Annotated in this window: 21 protein-coding genes; 19 read left to right on the top strand and 2 right to left on the bottom strand. The window is 50.0% G+C overall.

Annotated elements, in window-relative coordinates:
* Positions 1–429: 429 nt before the first annotated feature.
* On the bottom strand, positions 430–2049 hold the full coding sequence (locus tag E2980_RS11910) for an S-layer homology domain-containing protein (RefSeq protein WP_240703003.1): 1620 nt from the start codon (positions 2047–2049) through the stop codon (positions 430–432).
* A gap of 225 nt (positions 2050–2274) precedes the next feature.
* Between E2980_RS11910 and E2980_RS11905 the strand changes: the two genes are divergently transcribed.
* From E2980_RS11905 to E2980_RS11865, 9 genes are read left to right on the top strand one after another with little or no spacing between them, the layout of a single operon-like run.
* Entirely contained in the window at positions 2275–2736 is a 462-nt protein-coding gene (locus E2980_RS11905; protein ID WP_135152393.1) for a hypothetical protein, read from the top strand.
* Positions 2736–3770: a CehA/McbA family metallohydrolase gene (locus tag E2980_RS11900; protein WP_135152392.1), complete on the top strand. Its 1035-nt coding sequence runs from the start codon at positions 2736–2738 to the stop codon at positions 3768–3770. Before E2980_RS11905 ends, E2980_RS11900 begins: the two co-directional genes overlap by 1 nt.
* Positions 3767–4498, top strand: a complete 732-nt coding sequence (locus E2980_RS11895) for a glycerophosphodiester phosphodiesterase (RefSeq protein WP_135152391.1) — start codon at positions 3767–3769, stop codon at positions 4496–4498. Before E2980_RS11900 ends, E2980_RS11895 begins: the two co-directional genes overlap by 4 nt.
* The gene (locus E2980_RS11890; protein ID WP_135152390.1) at positions 4488–5489 is read left to right on the top strand and encodes a LacI family DNA-binding transcriptional regulator; all 1002 of its coding nucleotides are present in this window, start codon (positions 4488–4490) and stop codon (positions 5487–5489) included. Before E2980_RS11895 ends, E2980_RS11890 begins: the two co-directional genes overlap by 11 nt.
* Before the next feature lie 29 nt (positions 5490–5518).
* Positions 5519–6343, top strand: a complete 825-nt coding sequence (locus tag E2980_RS11885; protein ID WP_135152389.1) for an ABC transporter permease — start codon at positions 5519–5521, stop codon at positions 6341–6343.
* Positions 6344–6376: 33 nt separating this feature from the next.
* Positions 6377–7414, top strand: a complete 1038-nt coding sequence (locus tag E2980_RS11880; RefSeq protein WP_135152388.1) for an ABC transporter ATP-binding protein — start codon at positions 6377–6379, stop codon at positions 7412–7414.
* A gap of 22 nt (positions 7415–7436) precedes the next feature.
* On the top strand, positions 7437–8624 hold the full coding sequence (locus E2980_RS11875) for an extracellular solute-binding protein (RefSeq protein WP_135152387.1): 1188 nt from the start codon (positions 7437–7439) through the stop codon (positions 8622–8624).
* On the top strand, positions 8621–9460 hold the full coding sequence (locus tag E2980_RS11870) for an ABC transporter permease (protein ID WP_135152386.1): 840 nt from the start codon (positions 8621–8623) through the stop codon (positions 9458–9460). Before E2980_RS11875 ends, E2980_RS11870 begins: the two co-directional genes overlap by 4 nt.
* Positions 9461–9481: 21 nt before the next feature.
* The gene (locus tag E2980_RS11865) at positions 9482–10381 is read left to right on the top strand and encodes a hypothetical protein (protein WP_135152385.1); all 900 of its coding nucleotides are present in this window, start codon (positions 9482–9484) and stop codon (positions 10379–10381) included.
* A 127-nt stretch (positions 10382–10508) separates the two neighbouring features.
* Here the strand turns inward: E2980_RS11865 and E2980_RS11860 are convergent, their stop codons facing one another.
* On the bottom strand, positions 10509–11030 hold the full coding sequence (locus E2980_RS11860; RefSeq protein ID WP_240703002.1) for a GNAT family N-acetyltransferase: 522 nt from the start codon (positions 11028–11030) through the stop codon (positions 10509–10511).
* Between the two features lie 88 nt (positions 11031–11118).
* Here E2980_RS11860 and E2980_RS11855 point away from each other — a divergent pair, with 88 nt between their 5' ends.
* The 10 genes from E2980_RS11855 to E2980_RS11810 all read left to right on the top strand — a co-directional run bounded on the left by E2980_RS11855 (position 11119) and on the right by E2980_RS11810 (position 26007).
* Complete coding sequence (locus tag E2980_RS11855) at positions 11119–11514, top strand: DUF1801 domain-containing protein (RefSeq protein ID WP_240703001.1); 396 nt, start codon at positions 11119–11121, stop codon at positions 11512–11514.
* A 252-nt stretch (positions 11515–11766) separates the two neighbouring features.
* Positions 11767–12999 (top strand): glucoamylase family protein, encoded by a 1233-nt coding sequence (locus tag E2980_RS11850; RefSeq protein ID WP_205699963.1) that lies wholly within the window; start codon positions 11767–11769, stop codon positions 12997–12999.
* Between the two features lie 20 nt (positions 13000–13019).
* The gene (locus E2980_RS11845) at positions 13020–13784 is read left to right on the top strand and encodes a sugar phosphate isomerase/epimerase family protein (protein WP_135152384.1); all 765 of its coding nucleotides are present in this window, start codon (positions 13020–13022) and stop codon (positions 13782–13784) included.
* Between the two features lie 18 nt (positions 13785–13802).
* Positions 13803–14927, top strand: a complete 1125-nt coding sequence (locus E2980_RS11840; RefSeq protein ID WP_135152383.1) for a Gfo/Idh/MocA family protein — start codon at positions 13803–13805, stop codon at positions 14925–14927.
* A 347-nt stretch (positions 14928–15274) separates the two neighbouring features.
* A complete protein-coding gene (locus E2980_RS11835) occupies positions 15275–16672 on the top strand; it encodes an ABC transporter substrate-binding protein (RefSeq protein WP_135152382.1) in 1398 nt (465 codons plus the stop codon).
* 95 nt (positions 16673–16767) lie between these two features.
* On the top strand, positions 16768–19815 hold the full coding sequence (locus E2980_RS11830; protein WP_135152381.1) for an extracellular solute-binding protein: 3048 nt from the start codon (positions 16768–16770) through the stop codon (positions 19813–19815).
* Positions 19816–19856: 41 nt separating this feature from the next.
* On the top strand, positions 19857–20717 hold the full coding sequence (locus E2980_RS11825) for a carbohydrate ABC transporter permease (RefSeq protein ID WP_135152436.1): 861 nt from the start codon (positions 19857–19859) through the stop codon (positions 20715–20717).
* Between the two features lie 37 nt (positions 20718–20754).
* Positions 20755–21633, top strand: a complete 879-nt coding sequence (locus E2980_RS11820) for a carbohydrate ABC transporter permease (protein WP_135152380.1) — start codon at positions 20755–20757, stop codon at positions 21631–21633.
* 17 nt (positions 21634–21650) lie between these two features.
* Positions 21651–23714 (top strand): YIP1 family protein, encoded by a 2064-nt coding sequence (locus E2980_RS11815; RefSeq protein WP_167747093.1) that lies wholly within the window; start codon positions 21651–21653, stop codon positions 23712–23714.
* On the top strand, positions 23698–26007 hold the full coding sequence (locus tag E2980_RS11810) for a DUF5696 domain-containing protein (protein ID WP_135152378.1): 2310 nt from the start codon (positions 23698–23700) through the stop codon (positions 26005–26007). The genes E2980_RS11815 and E2980_RS11810 overlap by 17 nt, the downstream gene beginning before the upstream one ends.
* Positions 26008–26012: the final 5 nt, after the last annotated feature.

Below are 26012 nucleotides of genomic sequence, written 5' to 3'. Positions count from 1 at the left end.
GTGGCGTAGTTAGCTTTAGTCTAACTAAATAGGGTCTCTGAGTCGGCGCAGAGGGGCGTAGTTAGCTTTAGTCTAACTAAATAGGTGCACGGAGTCACATCGGCGGGGCGTAGGTAGCTTTAGTCTAACTAAACGTGCGCCTAGACCAGTGCGGTGTCTCGCAGTTAGCTTTAGTCAAACTAATTGCGTACTGGGGGCTAGTTTGAGGCACCGTAGTTTGCGTAGGTTTACTAATTGCGTGAGTGGAGAGGATTTATGAGTGAAGAATGGGCTTTCCCAAAAGGATAAAACTGATTAAGTAAATCCCAAAATATGAACAAGAAAACCTCCAAATCCACTATCAAAGTGGGGATGGAGGTTTTACTTTGGCTTGATTATTCATCGAAAGTGGGGGCTCAAAATCCAAATTTGACTTTTGAGACAGCCCCTTTATGAGAACGAATAAGAACCGAATTTCATGACATTGCGTAAGCTCGTCCAGATGTCTGGGCTCTCGCCTCCCATATACCAGTAACCGTAACCGGCGAAGGAATGTGTTTCGCCTAACATGACTTTAAGGGATAACGAACGGCCATCCTCCAACCATAGCTTATTAAGCATAGCTTTATCACTATAGTGCGCATAATATTGGCCAAGCGTATCATTCCAAGCCGTCTTTAACAGTCTTGTGTTCACTGTTTTGTTCTGTTGGACAAGGCTCCAGTCCGCGGAAGAGGTTTTTCCGGCTGAGCTTATCGTCCAATTACGCATATAAAGCGGCAGGGCAAGAATGACTTTGCGAGCAGGCACTTGCGTGAGCAGGGTTTCGATGCCTTGCCGAAGCCAGGGAAGAGAGGAGACCGATCCTGCTTCCGGAGCCCCGCCCCAATGCTCGTCGTATCCCATAAGGACGATATAATCTGCGTTTCTCCCCAATGCGGAGTAGTCAAACACCTCGGTCCAATCCGTGCCGAAATCAGGGGATACGTTTACGGATAATACGGCTGGAATGGCCCTCATTTTCTGAGATAAATCCTTGATGAAGGTCGTAAACGAATCGCGGTCTTGAGGACTCACGTTCTCGAAATCGATGTTCAAACCGTCAATGCCATAGTACCGAACGAGGTTAGTCAGCTTTAGAATAAAGGCTTGGCGTTGATCCGAATGGGATAACATCTGGTGGGTGATCTCCTGATCGGAATGGTTGCCGACCATCGCCCACACCTTCTTTCCATACTTATGCGCCCATTCAATCAGAGACGAATCGGTATGATTTTCGACCGTACTTGTCTTCCCTAGGTAAAACCAACGCGGAGAGACGGTATTCACGTGGGACTGTGCGACCTGCTGCTCGAATTGCTGGGTTGTCTGCCCATACTGCCAACCTAGCTGGATTCGTTGAGGAGGAGTCGCGCGAATCTGTTCGGACCAACCAGGTCGTGTCCATGCACGATACATCATCACGGCCGCTTCTTGTCTAGTAATGGAATCGTTAGGGCGGAAGTTCCCGCTCTCGCCTTCTATTATTCCGAAATGACTTAGTTGATAGACGGACGAAAGCGCCCACGAATGTATTCGATCATGGTCAAGGTAATTGGATTCGGAATCGGCAGGAGGACTTATCGAAGTCTGCTTCAATGCCCGGGTCATTAATACGGCTGCTTCCTCGCGGGTGACCGGGCGATTCGGCTCGAATAGGGTATTCGATGTGCCATGTGCGATGCCCAGTTGAATCGCTGGCTGTACCCATTCATAGAACCATGCCGTCTTCGGCACGTCAGAGAAAGAAGGGATCGCGCTAGAGACGGGAGAAATCCCGAGCAAGCGGTCAAGCAATGCGACAAGCTCGGCCCGCGTAATGGGTTTAGCAGGCTCGAAGTTGCGTCCTCCCGTTCCGGAAATGAGCTTTAATTTCGATAGATTTATGATCGCTTCCGTAGCGAAGTTCTGGGTAATATCGTCGAATGGCAGACGGATATCGGCTGCCGCAGCGCGATGCATTTGTATGGTGAATGTAAAGCATAAAATAAGGGCAACCATCGCTCTTCCGATGGCATAGATGCGCTTCATTTCTCTTGCAACTCGCTTTCCGATTGTAATTGAGTAGAGTTCACTCACTCTATCCTATTCTATTAGCGGGACAATACCCATCTTCAATTATTGGTAATAGGGGAGTCTATTTTAACAAAAAACGCAAACTCCGATAATATCTGCCGAATAGCCGGGAGGTATGATATATTTGTTGTGGGATCGTTCCCATATTAAGTCAATCATGTCACAACCAAAGGAGACTATATGCTTCTTTACATTACCGGGCAGGTTACCCCGGACGACTCCCGACAACATTTCGCTCACCGGTTTAACCTGGATCATCCAACCGCAAAAATATGGATCAGGTTCAATTATAGTCCCAAAGTTCTTGAAGATAACGAACGCGCCAAACCATTGATTATGGCGGGAATTGATTTATATTCCGCTCCGGAACAAAAGCAGCTGCTTCAGGGCGGCTGGGAACGTTATCTGCCTTTAACCAATCTGATTACCGTTTCGGTGGATGATCCCGAAGGCAACAGAGGAGCGTGTCACCGGCACGATCCGGAGCAGTTGTTGTTCCTTGCGGAGCGGGATTCCTCGCCAGGATTGACGAAGGGCCGGATGGTTGCAGGAATATGGAGCGTAACGCTCAGTTTACACTCCATTGTAACGGAACAGTGTTCTTATCATCTTACGGTTTGGGCATCGGAGGAGGAAACGTAATGTATTGGTTAGCCTGCGAACTCCACACCCATACCTATCATAGCGACGGCAGACAAACCTTAAGCGAGCTCGCCGAAGGCTCGGCAAAGCTGGGCTTCGAATGCATCGCGCTAACTGATCACAATACGTTGTCCGGTATCGAGGATCGCGAGAAAGTCGAACGGGAATGGGGCGTAACCATTATTCCGGGCATGGAATGGACAACGTTCCACGGTCACATGCTTACGCTCGGCTTACAAGAGTTCGTGGATTGGCGTACGTCCGAACCGCACAACATCTACAAGGGAATATCCGAAGTTCACCAGAAGGCGGGGCTTGTAGGTATGGCCCATCCCTATCGAATAGGAAGTCCCATCTGTACCGGCTGTTATTGGGAGTATGAAATTCAGAATTGGGACGACATCGATTATATCGAAGTATGGTCGGGCACGTTTCCTTCCATTAAGACGGATAATCTTCGCGCTTTCTCCTTATGGACTGACCGACTGAACGAAGGCTGCCGAATCGCTGCTACATCCGGTCGCGATTGGCATGCGCAAGTCGCGACGGAGGAACCCGTATCCGTCACTTATCTCGGCCTTCGTGCGGATAAGCCAAATGAGATGAAGCAGATTGCTCAAGACGCAGTTCATGCGCTGCGCCACGGAAGTGCTGTCGTGACGATTGGACCGCTAGTAACAATGGAAGTTGAATCGGCCAGCTCGCGGTTCGGAATCGGCGATAGTGTTCCGGCTCCCGGGTCCGATCACAATGAACGTTTCGGCGGGTATTGGGGCCATGTAAAAACGGTTTTTTCAAATAGGCAAGGATTGTGGGAGCTCCCTGAACAGAAATTTGCGCTAAAGATTATAGGAAATGCGGGAATGGTGGCCGAACGATCCGTCGGAGCGGAGGATGAGGTTTATCGAATGAACATCCCGGAAGGCGGACTACTCTGGGTTAGGGCTGAATTATGGGGAACCGTTCACGGAGCAAGAGCACTTATCGCATTTACGAATGCCATTTATTTCAATGAGGGGAGAGGTAACGAGTGAAGAGCTTCCCGCTGATTACCGCTCATACCGGGTGTATGGACACGCCTACGAACTCGCTGCTATCGATCGAAACCGGGATTTCATACGGGGCAGACATTATCGAAGACGACATTCACGTCACGCGAGACGGCATCCTCGTGCTTTCCCATGACGATACGGTTCGCTTGGAGAACGGGACCGAGAGCCGGATTTCCGGAATGACCTTCAATGAGCTGCGCGATGGAGTGTCAACGCTAATACCAACGCTGGAACAGGCCTTGGAGCTTGTACGCAATGCCGGAAAAATCATGAACCTGGATCTGAAGACGGACTTGTGCATCGCGCCGGTATCCGATTTAGTCGAAAGGCTCGGCTTGCACGACCAAGTTTTCCTAACGGGATGCGAATACGAATCGGCACGTAAGGCCCAGGAACACAACCCTAGATTATTCAAGCTTCTCAACGCGGATGTCCGGATTTTTAAGACCTTGAGCTATACGGATGCCATCCGAAAAACATGCGATCACGCGAGAAGCGCCGGATGCTTGGGACTGAATATGCCCTATCAACTGGTTCAACCGCCGTTACTCGAGATAGCGGCCGATTACAGCTTGCCCGTATACATCTGGACAGTAAATGAAGAGGGTCAGATCAAACGATTCGCCGAGATGGGCGTTCGCTCGATAACGACCAAGAATGTTGCCGCCGCGGCAAGAGTGAAGCGGGAGGTAACGGGAATTGGCTTATAACATCAAAGAAATCGCTTTGCGCGTCGGCGTTTCCAAGTCGACGGTTTCTCGGGTCATCTCCGGTAAAGGTTATACCAGTCCGGAAGTACGCGAGCGCGTGCTCAGCGTCGTCGAGGAATTGAAGTACAAGCCGAGCGCGGTGGCGAGGGCAATGGTTTCCCAACGAACGAACAATATAGGCGTCATCATTTATCGTGATCAGCAACCGATCGTTTCCCATCCGATATACGGTAAAATCGTCGATTCCATTCTAGTGGCCGCCCAAGCCATGGGATACTCCGTTTACCTTGCCACGGACCGAGGGATGTCGCTGAGTTCCACCGACTTCATGATGGAGAAGCGGGTCGAAGGATTGATTCTGATCAGCCGATTGCGACAGAACGTTATCGAATACGTCAAGAAATTCAATATTCCTTATCTGATGGTAAATGGTTCGACGGACGATCCGGAGGTGATGCATTTCGTGAGCATGGATGAGGAAGGAGGGAGCCACGCGGCCTCTTATCTTTATCAACTGGGTCACCGCAACTTTTTTGTAATCGCCGGTCCGCAGGAGCATAGAAGCCATAATTTGCGACTCAGAGGATTCCAGGAAAGCATGGAACGAATGGACGAAAATATCGAGATGAGCGTTTATTACTCCCCCGAATCAAGCTTTGAGCAAGGGTACCGTCTTCTGGAAGAGCAATGGGATTATTTTATCGGACAGGGCTTTACCGCTCTATTCGCGACCAACGATATGATGGCGCTTGGCGCGATGAAACTTCTGCAGCAACGATCCGTCCCAATCCCCGGACAGGTTGCGGTGATGGGCTTTGACGATATCGAATATGCCGCCATGTATTCGCCTTCGCTAACGACCATCAAAGTGGATAACAGCAAGATCGGGCACGATGCGGTTGTGATGCTGGACCGTTTAATCAAGCAAGAAAAGGTTTTGTCCAAGCTTAACGAATATACGAGCGAGCTTGTCATCCGAGAGTCGACTTAAATTGTGCGCGGAGGGAGATGAATCATTGCATGTTATGGTATTTCCGAGCAATCGGAACTCGCAAAATCATCGAGTTTCTGCTTCTGATCGTGTTTATCGTGTTCTTCGTCAGTCCCTTATTGAACTTGGTCGTTCTGGCTTTTAGCGGAAAATGGACTTATCCCGATTTGTTGCCTCACCAGTGGTCGTTGCAGTGGTGGAAATTCGTGCTTCAAGAGGATGAAATCGCTAAATCGATTGGACTATCATTCTTGATAGCCGCATTGGTTACGGCTTTGTCCATTGTGCTGTGCATTCCAGCAGCTTACGCATTTGCGCGCATCAGGTTTCCGCTCAGCAAAGTATTCCTTTTCTCCTTCTTGCTTACGCATGCTTTTCCGAAAATGGGGCTGTACGTATCGATTGCCGTCCTCTTCTATAAATTGGGACTTATGAATACGCTGCTCGGTGTCGTGCTGGTTCACATGATCAATGTCCTGATGTTCATGACCTGGATCCCAACGGCCGCCTTCCGCAACGTTCATTCGGCGCAAGAGGAATCCGCCCGGGACGTAGGAGCGTCACCGTTTCGCGTGTTCCGAAGCATTACGTTGCCGATGGCATTGCCCGGTATTATCGTGGCTTCCGTCTTTACGTTTCTTAACTCTCTGGATGAAGCTCAAGGTACTTTTCTCGTAGGCATTCCCGATTACAGAACGATGCCGATCGTCATGTATTCCATTATCGCCGATTTTCCGGGCAGCGCAGGCGCGGTGTTCTCCATCATTCTGACGGCGCCAACGATTATCTTGCTGCTCGCGGCCCAGCGGTTTGTGAGTGCCGATGTCATGTCCAGCGGTTTCCAATTGAAATAACCGGAGCCTTGATTCCGGAATATGGAGGAAATCATGAGCATTCAACTATCCATTCGCGATTTGTCTAAACGTTACAAAACGGGTGAAGGCGTGAGCGGGATTTCACTCGATGTTAACAAGGGCGAGCTCATCACCTTGCTCGGTCCTTCCGGCTGCGGTAAGACAACCGTGTTGAGGAGCATCGGAGGTTTTCTAGAGCCCGATTCGGGAGACATCCTGATCGAGGGTCGAAGCGTGGTCAAGCTCCCACCGGAAAAAAGACCGACTTCCATGGTCTTCCAAGGTTATAACCTATGGCCTCATATGACCATCTTCGATAACCTTGCTTTCGGACTCAAGATCCGCAAAATGCCTAAGGCGGAAATACGAAAAGCCGTCGAGGAAGTGCTTAATCTTGTCCGTTTGCCCGGAGCGGAGAAGAAATATCCGGGCCAGCTTTCAGGCGGTCAACAGCAGCGAATCGCCGTTGCCCGATCCCTTCTTCTCAAGCCGGCGGTATTGCTTCTGGACGAGCCTTTCTCCGCGCTTGATGCCAAGCTCCGCCACGAGATGAGGGAGGAATTGCGCGAAATTCAGACGGAGACCGGTCTTACGATGGTATTCGTCACGCACGATCAGGAGGAAGCACTTTCGCTGTCCGATCGGATCGTAGTCATGAATCATGGACATATCGAACAAATTGCCGCGCCTCAGGACATATACGATGCACCTGAAACGCTTTACGTCGCTGAGTTTATCGGCAAAATGAATTTCTTGAAGGGAGGTGCGCAAGAAGACAAGCTGGTTATGGGACGAATGGAATTTCCGAATGCGAAACGTCTATCGGGTGAGGTTGTCGTCGCCGTCAGGCCGGAAGATATCATCCTGGAGCCGGGAACAAGACAGGAAGCGGGTTTGCCCGGTACGATCAAACAAATGATGATACTCGGACATTATGCCGAAGTATCCGTCGATCTGGGCGATCGTGGCATTATTCGTGCTTTTCAGCCGAGGGATAAAGTCAAAGAGCTTCATTTGGGACAGAGTGTGAACGCAGCCTTTACTAAAGTTATCGCTTATTCGAATAACTAAGAATAATAGGAGGAATTCCAACATGTTTCATTTAAAAAAAGGTTTAACGGTATTGTCGGCCCTAGCTTTGACATTCACGGTTCTGGCCGGCTGCGGCAATAAAGCAGACAACGCTAATGCTTCATCCTCCGACGCTTCCGCTCCTGCTTCGTCAAGCAGCAATCCCGCTTCCAGCGCACCCGTTGAAATCTCGTTTTATTTTACCGGATCCCAGAACGTGAAAGACATGTGGGACACGCTCGTTCCGAAATTCGAAGAGCAAAACAAGGACGTTAAAGTCAAGCTCGTGTACATTCCTTCCGGAACCGGCGCGCAGCCGACCTATGACCGCATTCTAGCTGCAAAAAAAGCGGGGAAAGGATCGGGAGACATCGACCTGTACGAAGACAGCCTTTCTACTGTGACCAAAGGCGGAAAAGACGATCTTTGGGATAAGCTGAGCCTCGATTCCATCCCGAACATCGGCAATATCAATTCGAAAACAATGGATAATGTCTCCCATTTGGCCGTACCGTACCGTGCATCTGCCGTCGTTCTGGCTTATAACAGCGAGAAGGTAACCACCCCTCCGAGCACGCTTGACGAGCTTTACGAATGGATCCGCAACAACCCCGAAAAGTTTGCCTATAATGACCCCTCCACTGGCGGTTCGGGCAACTCGTTCGTTTCGACGTCCATATACAAGGATCTGCCCCAAGATGCGATCTACAGCACCGATCCGGCGATTCAAAAAGATTGGGATAGCGGGTTCGCTACGTTAAAGGATCTTGGTAAATATGTTTACGGCAAAGGAATTTATCCGAAGAAGAACCAAGGCACGCTTGATCTGCTTGCTAATGGAGAAGTGGACATGATTCCCGCATGGTCCGACATGGTACTGGAACAAACGGCTAAAGGCCAACTGCCGGCCACGACCAAAATGAAACAGATCACGCCCGGCTTTAACGGCGGCCCTACCTATCTGATGGTGCCGAAGCTGTCCGAGAAAAAAGAAGCGGTGTATCAATTCCTTGGTTATGTGATGTCGCCTGAGGCGCAAGGGATCATTGTCGAGAAAATGCATGGCTTCCCAGGTATCGAGCTTGCGAATATGCCGCAGGAGATCCAAGATTCGTTCAAAGGCGTATCGGAGGGCTTCCGCAGCTTTAACATTGGTGATTTGGACAAGGAAATCACCAAGCGTTGGCAGAGCGAAGTCGCGGCGCAATGAGTAAGACGATGAAAATGGGGATGCTGGGACTGATTCTAGTCATCCCCTCTTTTCTTCTGCTATTCGTTATCGTCGTGATCCCGATCGCGCTCTCTTTCGTGGAAAGCTTGCGGAACGATGCGGGCGGGTTCGATTTGAGCCGTTACCAATTTCTATTTACCGATAAGGCCATGCGTTCGAATATCCTATTTACATTGAAAGTAACGATCGTTTCTTGCGTGATCGTGCTCATCGTAAGCTACGCGCTTGCCGTGTACATGCGGTTCAGCTCGGGAAGGCTGGTCGAGCTGATACGCAAAACTTATATGATTCCGATCTTCATTCCAGGCGTGATCGCAACATATGGCTTAATTAACCTTCTTGGAAATCATGGCTGGCTTTCCCGGTTTTTATTGCTGATCGGGATAACGCTGCCTCGGATCATTTTCGATCAAAAAGGGATTATCATCGCCAACTTATGGTTTAATATCCCCTTTACAGCGATGCTGCTCAGTTCGGCGCTTGCCGGTATTCCAAACTCGGTGCTGGAGAGCGCTAAAGATGTTGGTGCCGGAAGGCTGCGCGTCTTTTTCCAGATTGTGTTTCCTTTATCGTACAAAACGTTCCTTGTCGCGGCCACTTTCGTATTCATGGGCGTCATAGGCTCGTTTACGGCTCCGTTCCTTGTCGGACCGAACGCTCCGCAGATGCTCGGGGTTTCCATGGAGCAAGTGTTCGGCGTGTTCCAAGAACGCGAACAGGCGGCAGCGATCGCATTCTTTACCTTTTTGCTCTGCTCGGTGCTCGGCTACTTTTATATCCGTTCTATGGTAAAAGAAGAGACGGCCCGCTTATGAGTCTAGAAGGAGGGGAACGGAATGATCGATATTTATACGAAAGAATTTAAATCGGCAAACGATGAACTCATGGATTTGGTGAAAGCCGGTAAAATTTCAAACTCGGATTACTACCAGTTTGCGATCCATCAGCTTGAACTGTTAAAAAAAGCTTGTCCCGATCATCTGCAGTTTTCGTCATGGCAGGCCGAATATTACCATCTGGACGGCAATTTGCGCCGCGCCGGCGAGCAGTACCGTGCCGTGCTGGATAAAGACCCTATCATTCCTCTTACGGATAATGACATCCGTCTTATTCATAAGTTCTGCCCAGTCCTACGGATGAATCCTCAAGAATGCTTCCCTCTGAAGGATTTCGTAGCGATTCACCACCCTTCATTGCCATTGATCGGGTACCATCTGTTCTGGGAAGACGATTACGATTTTCCGGACGACTACGAGCCGTGCGATCATGAAGAAGTATGGATCGAGTACGATTCCGAGCAAGAGTCCGTCACGCGGGTCATGAGCTTTTTCCATAGCCGCGTCATCCAATCGGAAGTCGCGGTGGAAGAAGCGAGAAGCAATGATCAGCGAGCGGTAATTAGCGTCGAATGGGGCAAGCACGGTTCATTGTTGACAGGGTGGGAGGATATGAGCGAAACGTTGACCGGGGTTTCGTTGATGGAATGGATGAAGCTAACCTATGACCACGTGAGCACAGGAGGACGCCTGCCGACGCATCCGTTAAAGCGTTTCTGGCCGCAACGATTTGAGGGTACTTTCGAGGAATACATTGATTTTTCCGTAACGGTCGATCCTCTGCAATGGCTGCAAAAGAAGCCCTTGATGTTCAAATCGCGCTGGGCGAACGCCGTATTGCACTCGTACTGCCTGCTGTATAATTTTCATCCGAAAATGGAGTGGCCGGAGCGATTTTAAAAATTAGGAATGAAACTAAAAGCAGCTTGGAAGGCTCTAATGGGCTTTTCAAGCTGCTTTTTCGTTTCCATATATTGTGCGATCGGCGATCCGATGGTAAACTCATTCCAACGATCCGTTCTTAACTCTACAAGACGAGACGCCAATCATTGCATTTTATCCATGAACCTGGCGGAAATTCAAATTCGGTTTCATTCAGGAAGGAGAAACCCAGCTTCCGGCAGATGGCATTGGATGCTGGATTGTCGAAGGATGGAAAGGTATGTACGACTGCCTTGGGATCATCTGTACGGAGGATATCTAGCATCTCCGAAGTTGCAAGCGTTGCAATGCCTTGACCTTGAAAGTCAGGCAGCACACCCCAACCTGCTTCATAGACATCCTGTTCCTTCCATCGCCGTTGCCAATACCCCACGTTGCCCGCAGGCTCAGAACCGAATAGGATAACAAACATGCGAACCTTACCGGGAACAGCACGGAGGTATCTCTGGTGCCGAGCTATCACCGCTACATCTGATTCGGGACCACCCAAGTGCGCCCACATTTCTTCAGTGTTCATGCGCTGCAATAGCAACAGATCACCCTCGGTCCACGGACGAATGCTAACCTTAGGCGGCATCGGCTGAGCGGGTTGAATATCGTTATTCATGATATGTCCTCCTGTTTTTCGTACCTATTTTAATATAGATATTGTAGAACGAATGTTCCCTATTTTCAATCGAAAGGAGCTAGAGATCTTGAAACTGTCCGGTCATGAACAAGTAGTCGAGTATATGAACAATCTCGAACACCCCCTTAAGAACGAAATAGAGGAAGTTCGACAAATCATCTTAAGCGCGAATAATCAAATTACCGAACACATTAAATGGAATGCGCCGAGTTTCTGTTTTAATAATGAAGATAAGGTGACGTTTAATCTGCAAGGTGAAGGATTTATCCGACTTATCTTTCATCGCGGAGCCAAGGCTAAAGAGAACGTGGGGAAGGATCCTTTGTTTGTTGACAACACGGGGCTTTTGGATTGGGTTTCCGGTGACAGAGCTATAGTAAAGCTTACGGATATGAACGATGTGAAAGCAAAGAAAGATAAGCTTGCGGAATTGACAGCAAAGTGGATTGAAGCTACGAGTTAATAGAAACCGTTTAGATGATAGTTTTCCCTTATGACCTTTGCCATTGCGCATGGGTCTATTTATTTTATAAACATATCTTGCCGTTTGTTTTACAGACGTCAACCAACCGATAAAAAAACCTTTTCAAAATGCAAAGCTGGTGATAGTATAGGAACTAAATTCGAAACGTTTCGAATTTATGATGTTTTGGAAGCGCTTAATTACTTTCATAACATAATTTGAAACGTTTCGTATTATCAATGAGATAAGGAAGTGATCCTCATCACAGAAGAAGAGTTATTGGAGCTGGAAAGCCGGTTGTCATTTCAATTTTTCTGGGAAGAAGCGAACCAGGATCCGAACAGTCCCGGCTACGGACTGATTCGTGACCGTGCTCCCGGCCAGAAGGAGATGGCAAGCATCGCATCAATGGGATACGGTCTCACCGCCTATGCGATCGGAGTAGAACGCGGATGGGTCGGACGAAAGGAAGCCGAAGAACGTACCATCGGAATGCTTGGGACAATGCTGAACAACGTCGAACATAATCACGGATTCTTTCATCATTTTTTGGATATGCAGACGGCAAAGCAATACCGCGGATGCGAGATCTCGGTCATCGATACGGCGATTCTGATCTGTGGAGCGATCGCGTCGGGCGAGTATTTCGGCGGCGAAGTGAAAGCGCTTGCCGACCGGCTATATCGGCAGGTCGATTGGAACTGGTACCGTAATCCTGCAACCAACCAGTTTTACATGGGTTATCTCGAAAATAAGGGAGGCCATTTCGGTACTTGGGACCATTACGCCGAGCAGTTCATGATGTATTTCCTCGGAGCGGGTTCGCCGACCCATCCGGCAGATCCGGAAATGTTCTACGATTTCGACCGTTATGTCGGTTCCTATAATGGTATCGAACCGATCATACACAGTACGCAGGGCGCTTTGTTCGTCTATCAATTCTCGCATGCTTGGTTCGACTTGCGAGGCAAGATAGACCGCGATGGAAGAGATTGGTTCGAGAACTCGGTCCTTGCTTCGAAAGCTGCGCGTCAATTCTGTATCGATAGGGCCGGCCAGTACAGAACCTTCGGTCCGAATTCCTGGGGACTGACTGCTTGCGACGGACCCAAAGGATACAGCGGGGGCTACGGAGCAGACCCGAACACGACCGACCGCGATTTCGTCGACAGCACCATCCCGCCTTGCGGGGCCGCCGGTTCCATCGTGTTCACGCCTCGGGAGTCGATCGATGCTTTGATGCATTTCTACCACGAAGTGCCGCAGCTTTGGGGCAAGTACGGCTTCCGGGATGCTTATAACCTCGATGTTACGCCGACGTGGGTGGCGGAAGACGTGATCGGCATCGATAAAGGCATAACCTTGCTCATGATCGAGAACTACAGAAGCGAATTCGTATGGAATATTTTCATGAAGAACAAGCATGTTCAAGAAGGAATGAAGAAAACCGGTGTCGTTAGCCGGGAGGCCAATACACTCGCGTAATCGCGGCCAGGAGGAAGTAAATGAACATATCTATCGCGTCTTACTCGTTTCACGGACTGTTTAACGAGGGAAAAATCGACCTCTTCGGTTATCTCGAGAGCCTTAAGTACCGCTATCATGTCTCCGGGGCGGATATCTGGAACATCATGCTCACTTCCTACGAGGAAGACTATCTGCTGAAGATTCGCGCAGCGATGGATGAAAGAGAGCTGCATCTGGCCAACTTGTGCGTGGATGGCGCTCATGTTTGGGAAGCAGATGAGGTGCAGCGCAAGCAAAACTACGAGAATGCGCTGAAAAACTTACGCGCAGCGGAAATTCTGGGCGCGCAGACGGTCAGAATCGATATGGGCGGCCATGATCTAGCGATGAGCGACGAACAATTCGATTACACGGTGAAAACATACAAGGAATTTGCCCATCGCGCGGAAAACAACGGATACAAGGTCGGTCCCGAAAATCATTGGGGCACGTCGCGCGATCCGGCAAACATCAAGCGCCTGGTGGAAGCGGTGGACAGTCCGGCTTTCGGAATCCTGCTGCATTTGGAGAACTGGGATGCCGACAAGGAGAACGGGGACCGTCTCTGTTCTCAATACGCTTTCCACACTCATTTTGCCGCATGGGTACTGCCGCGTTACGAGGAAAAAATCAAGCATCTGATGGATGCGGGCTATACCGGACATTACAGCGTGGAGCACCATTCCAGCAAAAACGAGTATGTGGAAGTCGAGTGGCAGCTGGCCAACATCCGCAGGCAGCTCGCGCATTTAAAATCAAACTAATCCGAGGAGGCGGCAATTTTGGAAAAGATCAGAGTGGGCATTATCGGCGTCGGATTGATCGGCAAGATGCATTTGGATACCTATGCCGAAATCAACGGGGTTGAAGTGGTTGCGGCATCCGACATCAACGAAGCCGAACTGAAGAACGTTGCCGAGAAATACAAGATCCCGAACATCTACACCGACTACAAAGAAATGCTGAAACGGGACGACCTTGATGCGATCGACATCTGCTTGCATAACAATTTCCATGCGCCGGTCACGATCGAGGTCTTGAAATCCGGCAAGCATGCTTATTGCGAAAAGCCGATCGCAGGCTCCTACAAGGACGGCTTGTCCATGGTGGAAGCCGCCAAGCAGTACGGCAAACATTTGCATATACAGCTCAGCTTCCTGTACAGCAAGGAAACGAAAGCGGCGAAGACGCTGATCGACGCCGGGAAGCTAGGTAAAATCTTCCATGCCCGGTCCACCGGATACCGACGCCGCGGCCGTCCTTATGTCGACGGATACGGCACGCCGTACTTTACTAGGAAGGAGACAGCCGGAGGCGGGGCCTTGTTCGACATGGGCGTGTATCGGATCTCGCAGCTGCTCTATCTGATGGACCGCCCGGAAGTCCTCACCATTTCCGGCAAAACCTATCAGGAAATGGAAATCGACGAGCGCCGGAAAAACATTTCGCGGTTTGATGTCGAGGAATTGGGCGTAGGTTTCGTCCGCTTCAAGGATGGGTTGACGATGGATATCATCGAATCTTGGGCGATCCATATGAACGACTTCGAAGGAAGCAGCGTCGTCGGTTCCGAAGGCGGCATCCGGCTTCCGGGATATGCCGCGGGCAAATGGCAGCCTCTTAGCTATCACACCAACATGTGCGATATGGAGATGGACAGCACCTTCAATCTCGACGCCATGAATTACAGGTGGCATAATCTCAGGGACAATCCCGATGCCTATGATTCCTCCCAGCATCATTGGATCGCGGCGCTTCAAGGTCGGGTTGAGCTTGAACCGACGGCTAACCTCGCTCTCCAAACGATGCTGATCAGCGAAGGAATCTACATTTCGAACCGACTCGGCAGGGAAGTGACGGCAGAGGAAGTCTTATCGTTGTCCGAATCGCTTGCCGTATCGCCGTAGTAAAAATGGTTGTTGATTCCGTCTTGAGTCTATGGTAAATTCTTGGTGAAAAGCGAAACGTTTCGAATCAGATTCAAGCAGAAATGAAAAGGCTTACAAAAAGTGTAAGTGAATTAAAATAGGGCAAATCAAACATATTCAATCGATTATGTGGGTTTTGTCCTTGTTATATCGTAAATAAGAAAGCGCTTTATTTGTATGGATTGAAACGTTTCGTCTTGACCCGAGATTTGGGAGGTGGTGAGCCAGGCGAGAACGGCAAGGTAAAACCAAAGGCGGGGTTCTCTAAAACTGTTAACTGTTTTGAATGAGGTCAAAACGAAAAATAGAAGGAGCTTGATGGGGAAATGAAAAAAATTCTCGCATTGTCACTGACTTTGATTATGTGCCTCACGCTTGTTTTGGCAGGCTGCAGCAAGAAGAACAACGGTGCGGCCAGTGAAAGCCCATCGGCGAGCAGCGCATCGCCAAGCGAAACGACTCCTGCGGCAACCGAAACGGCAAGCCCTTCGGAATCCAGCGGGCCTGTTACGATCAAATGGGCCACTTGGATGGGGCAAGAAGATGTTGAACGCGTGATCAAAGCATTCGAAGCGACGCATCCGAACATCAAGGTCGAAAAGGATACTTCCGTTGATTGGCCGTGGAACGAGAAGCTGTCCGCGGTTGCTGCAGCAGGTCAGCTCCCTGACGTTATGTGGACCTTCGGCGTACCGTTCGCAGCAGCCAACGGTTGGCTCGAAGACCTGACTCCGTTCCTTGAGAAAGATATAGAATATCAGGAAGGCAAAACGTTCAAAAACCTGGACGCTACAGCCAACTATAACGGCAAGCAATACGCACTCGTGCATTCCCTTTTCATGTTCGCAATCAACCTGAATCTCGACTTGTTCGAGAAAGAGAACGTACCCGTGCCTCCGGTGACCTGGACGGTCGACGATATGCGCGACGCGGCCATCAAGCTGACGAAGTTCAACGAGCACCAGTTCGGGATGTCCGGAATCGGCGGACTCCGCGAGACTCTGCCAGCCCAATTCGACCCGAATCTGCAATGGAACACGTGGGACGGGGAGAAATTCAACTTTACCAGCCCGGCATTCAAAGAAGCAGTTGATTATGTTGACGGACTAATGTATTCAGACAAAGTTACTTACGACATCTACAAGCCGGAAGAAATCGAGCAATGGTTTGGCAAAGACCAATGGCCTTGGATGCTCGGTAAAGTCGCTATGCAGTATGACGGCACTTGGAGTATCGGCGGCAATTCCAAGAACGCTAAGTTCAAATGGGACATTCGTCCGATCCCATCGGCCGTAGGACAAAAAGTACCGCTGATCACCGATTATCTCGGCATGTCGAAGAGCTCCAAGAACAAGGAAGCGGCATTTGAGTTTATCAAATGGGTTACTTACTCCAAAGAAGGCTGGATGGAAAGATTGAAGCCGGAGTGGCCGCTTGGAAGCGTCCCGCTCATCAACGACCAGGAAGTGTGGGATCTCTACCTTAATCGCAAGGATATGCCGCCGGGAATGAAAGATCTCGTCAAAATGATTCCTGATGGTTTTGTCGACCTGATTAAATACCTGCCCGGCTACCAAGTCGGTCTGGATACGGTCTACGGCCCGACTTTCAAGGACATCAAGGAGAAGAAAGCGAAATTGGAAGACGTGGCGGCAGACCTGGAAAAACGCATGAACACCACTTATAAAGAAGCCAACGAACAACTGATGAACGCTGCCCAATAATTGCCCTGTTCTCTCCCTCTTCCAGAGGGAGAGAACACTTCTTTTACTCGCTGCCGACGACTCATGAATCTATCCCTGTAAGAGGAGTGAAAACCTTGAAATACAAAGCTCCCGTTATCATGCTTGTCCTTTTTTTAGTATTCTCACTCCTGACTCCAAACGCTTCGCACGCGGTCGATGACAAACCGAAAGACAACACCAAAAACCTGCTGGACGATTTGTTCGGCGGAGGCGGTTCCAAGGACGATAGCGAGAAGGATGGCAAAACGGAGCAAACCGATAACAAGCAAAGCGCGCTCGGTCAACAGGTTGTCGAGGACGACTACGCCAAAGTATTGGCCGAATGGGAAAAGAATAATTACCAAACCGATCGGTTCAAGGCGGTCATCCATCCGAATCTATTCCATCCCGGCACTGCCAAAGCTGCGTTGACACCCGCTTCCAAATCGAAGGGTTATGACGAAGACGTGTTCACCTGGAATGACCAGACACCTGAAATTAATTTCTCGGTAAACGTCCCTCAAGAAGGGCTGTACCGGATTCAAATAGACTATTTTGCGCTCCCGGGAAAAATTGCGCCTCCGGAACGGGGAATCAAGATCAACGGTAATTTTCCGTATTTCGAAGCGCGTAGGTTCGTTCTGCCAAGGCTTTGGCAAAACGAATCCGACCATTTCGAGAAAGACCAGTTGGGCAATGACGTTTATGCCAAACAAGTCGAACGATCCGCTTGGCAGACAGCTTACCTGACCGACGCCAGCTACCTTATCGACGAGCCGCTGCTCGTTCAGCTCAAGAAGGGCAGTAACACTATTTCTTTGACCTATCTTCGCGAAGCGATGCATGTTGGGCGAATTACGGTGGAGTCGCCTGAACAATTGGATACTTACGAACAATATTTGACAAAGAACGGAGCCGGCGGGAAGGAACCGGACATTCTTCTAGCTTATGAAGCGGAAATGCCTTATGTGAAGTCGGATTCCTACATTCAGGCAGTGGCCAGCGGCGACGTCAACGTAACGCCGCAAAGCAAATCCCTGATTGCCTTGAACACGATCGGGGCTGACAGCTGGAAACAGGGCGGACAAAGCGTCACTTGGAAAATCAAAGCTGAGCAAAGCGGATATTACCATATTGCCTTTAAATATACCCAGTATTTTAAGACGAACATGCCGGTTTTCCGGAAAGTCATGATCGACGGAAAGATTCCTTTCCGGGAACTTTCCCGATATCCGTTCCCCTATTCGGCGGATTGGAGCAACGAAGTTCTCGGAATATCGGAGGGAAATCCGTATAAATTTTATTTGTCCCAAGGAGAACATGAGTTAACCCTGATCGCCAACCCGTCTCCCTATCAGCGGGTTATCCAAACGGTCAGACGAGCGATGGACGAATTGGGCGTGCTCAACCTGGAGATCAAGATGGCGACAGGCAATACGCAGGACGTTAACCGGGATTGGGATATTATCGAGCAGATTCCGGATATTGTGGACAGGCTGAACGGCATCGCACGGCAGCTTCGCGAGGAGTATGAGTACCTGAGCACACTGAGCGAATCCAGTCCGGATGAAGCCAGAAACCTCCTCATTGGCGCGAAACAACTGGAAAGATTGGCCCGCGATCCGTCCACGATCCCCGTCCGGTTCGAAAGGATCTCGGAAGGCTCGGGATCGGTCAACCAGAAGCTGGGCGATCTGTTGCTCCTTCTGCCGCAGCAGCAGCTGCAGATAGATAAATTTTACGTATATGCCAACGAGAAGCTGCCTAAGGCCAAAGCCGGATGGTGGAAGAAGGTCATGTCCATGAACAAATCCTTCTTCGCATCGTTTACGACGGACTATTCGCAAATCAATCCTGCCGAAGAAGATTCGCTGCAAATCTGGGTAAATCGTCCAAGACAATACGTCATGCTAATGCAGCAGATCGCCAACCAAGAGTTCACTGCGAAGACCGGCATTAAAGTCTCGCTCTCTCTGATGCCGAATGAGCAGAAGCTGATTCTGGCGAACGCATCCGGGGATTCGCCTGACGTGGCGCTCGGAGTAACCGAGAAACTTCCCTATGAGCTTGCCTTGCGGGGGGCGTTGTCCGACGTTAGCCAGTTCCCGGATTATCAGGAGGTCTTGAGAAGGTTCGCTCCTGGCGCCATGCTTCCCTTTATCTTCGATAACGGCACTTACGCCATGCCGGAGACGCAAAACTTCTGGGTGATGTATTACCGAAAAGATATCCTTGACGCTTTGAAAATCAAGGTTCCAGATACGTGGAACGAAGTGCTCGGGATTCTGCCCGATCTGCAGCGTTACGGAATGAACTTCTACGCTCCGATCGCCGATTCGGCGGCGCTAAAAAACTTTAGCCTTACCGCTCCCTTCATCTATCAGCAAGGAGGGGAATTGTTTGAGGAAGGCGGAATGCGGACGGCCGTGGACAGCGAAGAGGCGCTCCAAGGCTTCAAGCTGATGACGAATATGTTTACGATCTATAACATGCCGCTTCAGGTAGCGAATTTCTATAACCATTTCCGGGATGGGAACCTTCCGATCGGTATTTCGAACTACAATACCTACGTGGAGCTGACGACTGCCGCGCCCGAGCTGGCCGGTTCATGGAAGATCGCTCCTTATCCGGGCGTTAAGAACGACAAAGGCGAAATTGTCCGTTGGGCTCCGGGGACAGGGACGGGAGCTATCGTGTTCAAAAACAGCGATAAGCAGCAGCAGGGATGGGAATTCGTGAAGTGGTGGACATCCGCCGAAGTCCAGACCGAGTTCGGCAACCTGATCGAAACCATTAATGGTCCTACCTACCGCTGGAACAGCGCGAACCTGGAAGCCTTCGGCCAACTGCCTTGGCCGGAAGAAGATCTTAAGGTCATAAACGAACAATGGAAATGGCTGAAGGACGTGGCGCACATTCCCGGCGATTATATGCTCGACAGGGAATTGAGCAACTCCTGGAACAAGGTCGTCATTGACGGGAAAAACCCAAGAAAAACCATTGAGGATGCCGTCACTCTGGCCAATCGGGAAATCACGAAAAAGATGGAAGAGTTCGGGTATATCAAAGACGGCAAAGTAGTCAAAAAACTTAAAGTACCGACTATAGAGGATGTCAAAGAGGCGCGGGGGGATACGCCGTGAAGGCAGCAACTAGAAAAAGCTGGAGGCAAGAACTCGAGGCCATGGTGTTCGTCGGGCCGTTCGTTGCTTTGTTCTCTGTATTTATCGTCGTACCGGTACTCGTGGCTATTTACCTTTCTTTCACGTATTTCAATACCGTTCAGGTTCCGGTATTTATCGGATTGAAGAACTACGTAAACCTTCTGACCCAGGATAACGTGTTCATGATGTACGTGCTACCGAATACGTTCAAGTTTTCCTTAATGGTTGGGCCAGGGGGCTACATTCTCTCTTTCTGGCTGGCATGGCTCTTATCGCAAATCTCGAGACGTTCACGCTCAGTCCTCACCCTCGCGATCTACTCCCCGTCCATGACGGCGGCGGTGGCCATGGCGGTAGTATGGCTCGTCATCTTCAGCGGGGACGGAGCCGGCTACCTGAATAATTTCTTGATAGAATCGGGTTTCATCGAGAAGCCGATCCAGTGGACGCAATCGCCCCATTACCTCATGTACATTATGATGATCGTGACGCTTTGGAACAGCATGGGCGTTGGATTCCTGGCCATGCTCGCAGGGATTCTGAACATTAATCCAGAGCTTTACGAAGCCGGATACATCGACGGAATCAAAAACAGGCTTCAAGAGGTTTGGTACATCACCATTCCTTCCATGAAACCGCAGATGCTGTTCGGAGCGGTCATGGCTGTCGTGGGAACTTTTCAGGCTGGCGATATCGGAGTCCAACTATCGGGCGCGAACCCGACGCCGCAGTACGCCGGGCAGGTCATTATCAACCATATTCAAGACTACGGCTTTATCCGCTACGATATGGGCTACGCTTCCGCAGTTTCCGTGGTGCTTCTCCTTATCGTGTATATCTTGTCCAAGGTGTGCTGGCGGTTGTTCGCGGAGAAAGAATAAAGTTACGATAGTTTCCGGTTGAAAGGAGAATGGAGATATGAGTGCCTTTCAAGGCAGCAAAATCAACCCGACAAGATTTCACAGAACCCAGATCAAATATTATCTGTTTTTGATTTTGCTTGCCGTGTTCATGATCCTTCCGATTATTTTCATGTTCTCGCAGGCCTTGAAACCGCTGAATGAGCTGTTTCTATACCCTCCGCGGTTTTTGGTGGAAAATCCGAGCTTCAAAAACTTTTACGACCTGATCAACGTCACCAGCGTGACCGTCATTCCGATGACTCGTTTTCTTTTCAATAGCATCGTGATGACAGCAAGCGTAGTCGTGCTCAGCATCTTGATCAGCGCCATGGCGGGCTTTGCGCTTTCCAAGATGCAATTCAAAAGCAAAAGGGCAATCTTCGAAGCGAACATAATCGCGCTTATGTTTGTTCCGGCATCCGTTGCCATTCCGCGTTACCTGATCGTGAACCAGCTAGGGTTGACGGACAACATGCTTGGCCATATCATACCGCTCTTAGCGTTGCCGGTCGGGCTGTTTCTGATCAAGCAGTTCGTCGACCAGACGCCGAACGATTTGATTGAAGCGGCGAAGATCGACGGAGCAGGCAACTTCGGCGTTTTCTGGAAGATTGTCATTCCCATCATCCGGCCGGCCATGGCTACCGTTGCCATTCTGGCTTTCCAATTGGCCTGGAACAACACGGAAACGTCCGAGATTTACATGAACAAGGAAACGCTCCGTACCTTTGCATTTTATATGACGACCCTTACGGGAACAGGTCTTGAAAACAGAGTGGCCGGTCAAGGCATCGCTGCCGCTGCCGCCCTCATCATGTTTGTGCCCAATCTTATCATTTTCATTTTCCTACAGAGCAGAGTGATAGATACCATGGCACATTCAGGGCTTAAATAGCCGAGGGAGGAATCATGGTGAAAATCAAATCCATTCTGTTCGTCGTCGTCGCCTGCATGCTGCTGCACCCTGCAGCGACTTTAGCCAATGCGCCGTATTTCACGTTCACCATCGATGACAGCGGGGAACCGATCTGGACGCAGGACGCCTATTTGCCTGCCGGAATCGTGGACGGATTCAATATTATCGAGAAAAACAAAGCCGGCGAAGACGAGAACGTTCCCTTGTCCCGACCGGAAGATCTATTCATTGACACTAATGACGAGATTTACGTAGCGGATACCGGAAATGCAAGAATCGTCGTATTCGACCAGCAAGGCAACTATTTGCGGACGATCGGGAAGGACGTGCTGTCCCGGCCAACCGGCGTGTTCGTAGACGAGGAAGGTATCGTATATGTCGCGGATTATCGCAAAGAGAAAATTTATCTGTTCGGCAAGGACGGCAAGGTTCTTAAGGAATTCGGCAAGCCGGACTCTACACTTTACGGAAAGAACAACCCGTTCAAGCCGAGAAAGGTAATCGCGGATAAGAGAAAGAACCTGTATGTCGTCGGCGAGGGTACGATCCAAGGGTTGATCCAAATCAGCCAGGAAGGCGAGTTTCTCGGTTATTACGGAGGAAATAAAGCAGGATTTAGCTTTATTCGCTACTTGCAGCGTATTTTCTATACGAAAACCCAGATGGACAAATTGAACAAACAGCTTCCGCCGTCCGCGACGAACGTCGCCATCGACAGGGAGGGGCTCGTGTTTACCAGCACCATCGCCACACGTACGAATGGCATTAAGAAATTGAACGTGGCAGGCAAAAACCTGCTCAAGGATGTCTGGACGACCTCTGCTTTGGAAGACATCACGATCGACGACTACGGAAACATCTACACCATCGATTCCTTCCGGGGCCGCATCACGGTATACGACCTGGAAGGCAACATTCTCTTTATTTTCGGAGGAAACGACGTAGGGAGCCAACGGCTCGGATTGTTCAAGTCACCCAGCGGCATTGCGGTTAGCTCGGACGGGCGGCTGTTCATCGCAGACAAACAAAGAAACAACGTCACCGTGCTTAAACCTACGGAATTCACCCGGATCGTCCAGGAAGCCATTTTCTATTATTCCGACGGCAAATACGTCAAGAGCGAAGCGCCATGGCTGAATGTACTGCGACTCAACAGCATGTTCGACCTTGCGCATAACGGGCTCGGAATGGCCGCGATGAAACAGGGGGATTTCAACAAGGGACTCGAGGAGTTCAGGGTTGCAAGAAACAAAACGGAATATTCGAACGCCTACTGGGAAATCAGGCGGGTATGGCTGATGGAGCATGTCTCCAAGTTCCTGATCGGTTTCGTCCTGGGCATTGCTGTTATCGCCATTCTGAGAAAACTGTACCGGAAATTCAACATCGGTAAGCCGGTGGTGGATGGCTGGAAATCGTTCCGAAACCTTAAACTCGTGATGCAGCTCCTGCATTCGTTCCGGATTATGAGGCATCCGGTTGACGGTTTTTACGAGTTGGAAGCAGAGAAAAAGGTATCCGTTTTCTCTGCCACAATTCTGTTAGTTCTGCTGTTCCTTGTCAGATTGTTCGAAATCTATCAGACGAATTTCCTTTTTGCCGATTGGGACGTTCAGAAGTTCAATATTTTCAACGAATTTTTGAGGGTTTACGTTCCTTTCTTTGCCTGGATCATCGCTAACTATCTCGTGAGCACCATCAATGACGGCGAAGGCAAATTCAAGGATATCTACAAAGGGTCGGTCTACGCGCTTAGTCCTTATATCCTCTTTGCCGGTCCGGTCGCCGTTATGTCGCAGGGATTGACGCAGCTCGAAGCCGTTATTTATAGCTTCCTATCGGGACTCATCGTCGCGTATTGCGCATTCCTCATGTTTATGATGGTGAAGGAAATCCATGGGTATGAAATCGGACAGAGCATCAAGAACATTATCCTCACGATCATCGGAATGCTGATCATGGTCATGTTGGCCTTCATCCTGTTCGGTCTTTCGAGCCAGGTGATGGACTTCGTGCATTCCATGTACCTGGAGGTGAAGTATCGTGTCCAAGGCATCTAAAACAATCGTTTACCTTTGCTTCGTTTCCTTGCTATTTTTCGGGATCGGACAATGGGTGCTCGGGGATGAGAAAAAGACGGTTGAACCATTTGCTCATCCTTCCCGGGCGGTAGACCAATCTATTCAATATAAGATCAACAGTTATACTTCTCCGGAACAGAAGACCGCCGCGCAAGTTGCGGCAAAGCCCATTCCGCCTGGCTATGAGCGGAAAGCGGAGAGCGCAGGACTAGCGCTATACGCCTCCAATGATATCCAAGGAATTCTGATCCAGAACAAACGGAGCGGCTATGTGTGGAGTTCCTCTCCGGATGAGAAGACGCTGGAGAAAGACCAGTTGAATACGGATTGGGGTTCCGCACTCCGGTCACCGTTCCTTGTTGAATTCTTTGACGAGAGCGCAATGTTGAGAAGGGGCAGCTACAAGTCTCTCGGCGGAAAGACGGCGGAGATCAAGCAGATACAAGGCGGGATTGCGGTCACCTACAATTTGGAAACCATCGGCGTTACATTCACCATGGAAGTCAGAATCGAAGATGATTCGCTCGTCGTCCGTTTTCCCGATGAATCCATCGTAGAGAAGGGCACGGGAAAGCTGGCTTTCATCCAGCCGTTTCCCTTCCTAGGGGCAGTAAGGAAAAACGAGATTCCCGGTTATATCTTCATACCGGATGGCACGGGCGCCTTAATCCGCTTCCAGAACATGCATTCCCAGTACGACCAAGCCTTTGACGGTCGGGTTTACGGTATGGACGAAGCGGTGGAATCGCCTGAGGACTCGTTCACCCGCGAGGAAGAGCGGATCAGTATTCCAGTGTTCGGCATGGTGCATGGGGTGAAGCAGAACGGCTTCCTCGGCATTATCGAGGACGGGAAATACAATTCCCGCATCACGGCCTATCCCAGCGGGCTTAACACGGAATATTACTGGGCGTCGCCCAAATTCATGCTGCGCAATGCGTACTTCCAGCCGACGAGCAAAAACATGGGAGGCTTCAATACCTTTCAGAAAGACCGAAATAAAGAAGACCTTCAAGTGCGCTACGTATTCATGAACGCGCTGGACGCCGATTATGTCGGCATGGCTAAGACATACCGAAACTATCTGGAAGGCCAGGGCGTTCTCTCGAAAAAAATCGAAGGGCAAGTGAACATCCCGCTGAGAGTCGAAGTGCTCGGCGCAGACAAAGAGCCCGGCCTCCTCGGGACCGATCTGGTTAAGATGACCTCCTTCAAGGAAGCGGAAGGCATCATCGATACGTTGCTGAAAGACGGCATTCCGAACATTACAACCGTATTCAGGGGCTGGGGAAGCGGAGGCGTCAACGGCAATAACCCGGACAAGTTCCCGGTTCCGGATCTGCTCGGAGGAGCGAAAGGACTAAAGGAGCTTCAGAAAAACCTAAATGACAAAGGCGTTCCGCTGTTCCTGCACAACGATTACGTAAACGCCCACGGCAGCAACGGCAACTTCAGCTCCAAGACGGACGGGATTCGTACCATTGGCAATCAGGTCCTTCGGAATTTTTACCGCGTTTGGTTCGACACCGAGAGCAGCGGGGACATGGACGTTTACTTCATGAATCCGAAGGTTGCGGCCGGGATTGCAGCTGACGACGCTGAACGGTTTGAGGAAATGGGCATCGAGGCGGTCGCGGTGGACAAAGCAGGCTGGCTCCTGTTTTCGGATTGGCGTCCGAAAAACAAAATGTCGAGAGGAAAGTCCGCCGGCGAATACGAGAAGCTGAGCCAGACCTTGAAGAGCAAAGTGGCTAAGGTTGGTTTCTACCAGCCGTTCGAATACCTATGGAAATATTCGGACCAAATGTTTGATCTCCCGGTATATTCGTCGCAATACATGTTTTCTACCGACACCGTGCCTTTCCTTCAGATCGTATTGCACGGCTACCGGGAATATTTCGCGCCGCATTTCAACTACAACGCGAGCCCGCGGGAATACTTGCTGAGAATGGTGGAATACGGCGCTTATCCTTCCTATTACGTGACGCACGACTCTTCCTGGAAATTGAAAAACACGTTGTCGAGCCATTTGTTCACCTCGTATTTCCCGGATTGGAGAAGCGATATCAAGGTCACGTACGACAGGATGAATACTGCGCTGAAGCAGGTCCAGGACGCCACGATCGAACAAAGAAACTTACTCGACTGGGGTGTCGTGGAAACCGTATATTCGAACGGTGTCAAAATCATCGTCAATTATAGGACGGAAAGCATTCAGCAGGAAGGCAAGATGATACCGCAAATGGATTTCGCCGTGATAGGAGGTGAGTGAAGACG

The organism is Cohnella luojiensis (genome assembly GCF_004564235.1).
Taxonomy (GTDB): domain Bacteria; phylum Bacillota; class Bacilli; order Paenibacillales; family Paenibacillaceae; genus Cohnella; species Cohnella luojiensis.
This window is presented reverse-complemented; position numbering and strand designations above follow the sequence as displayed.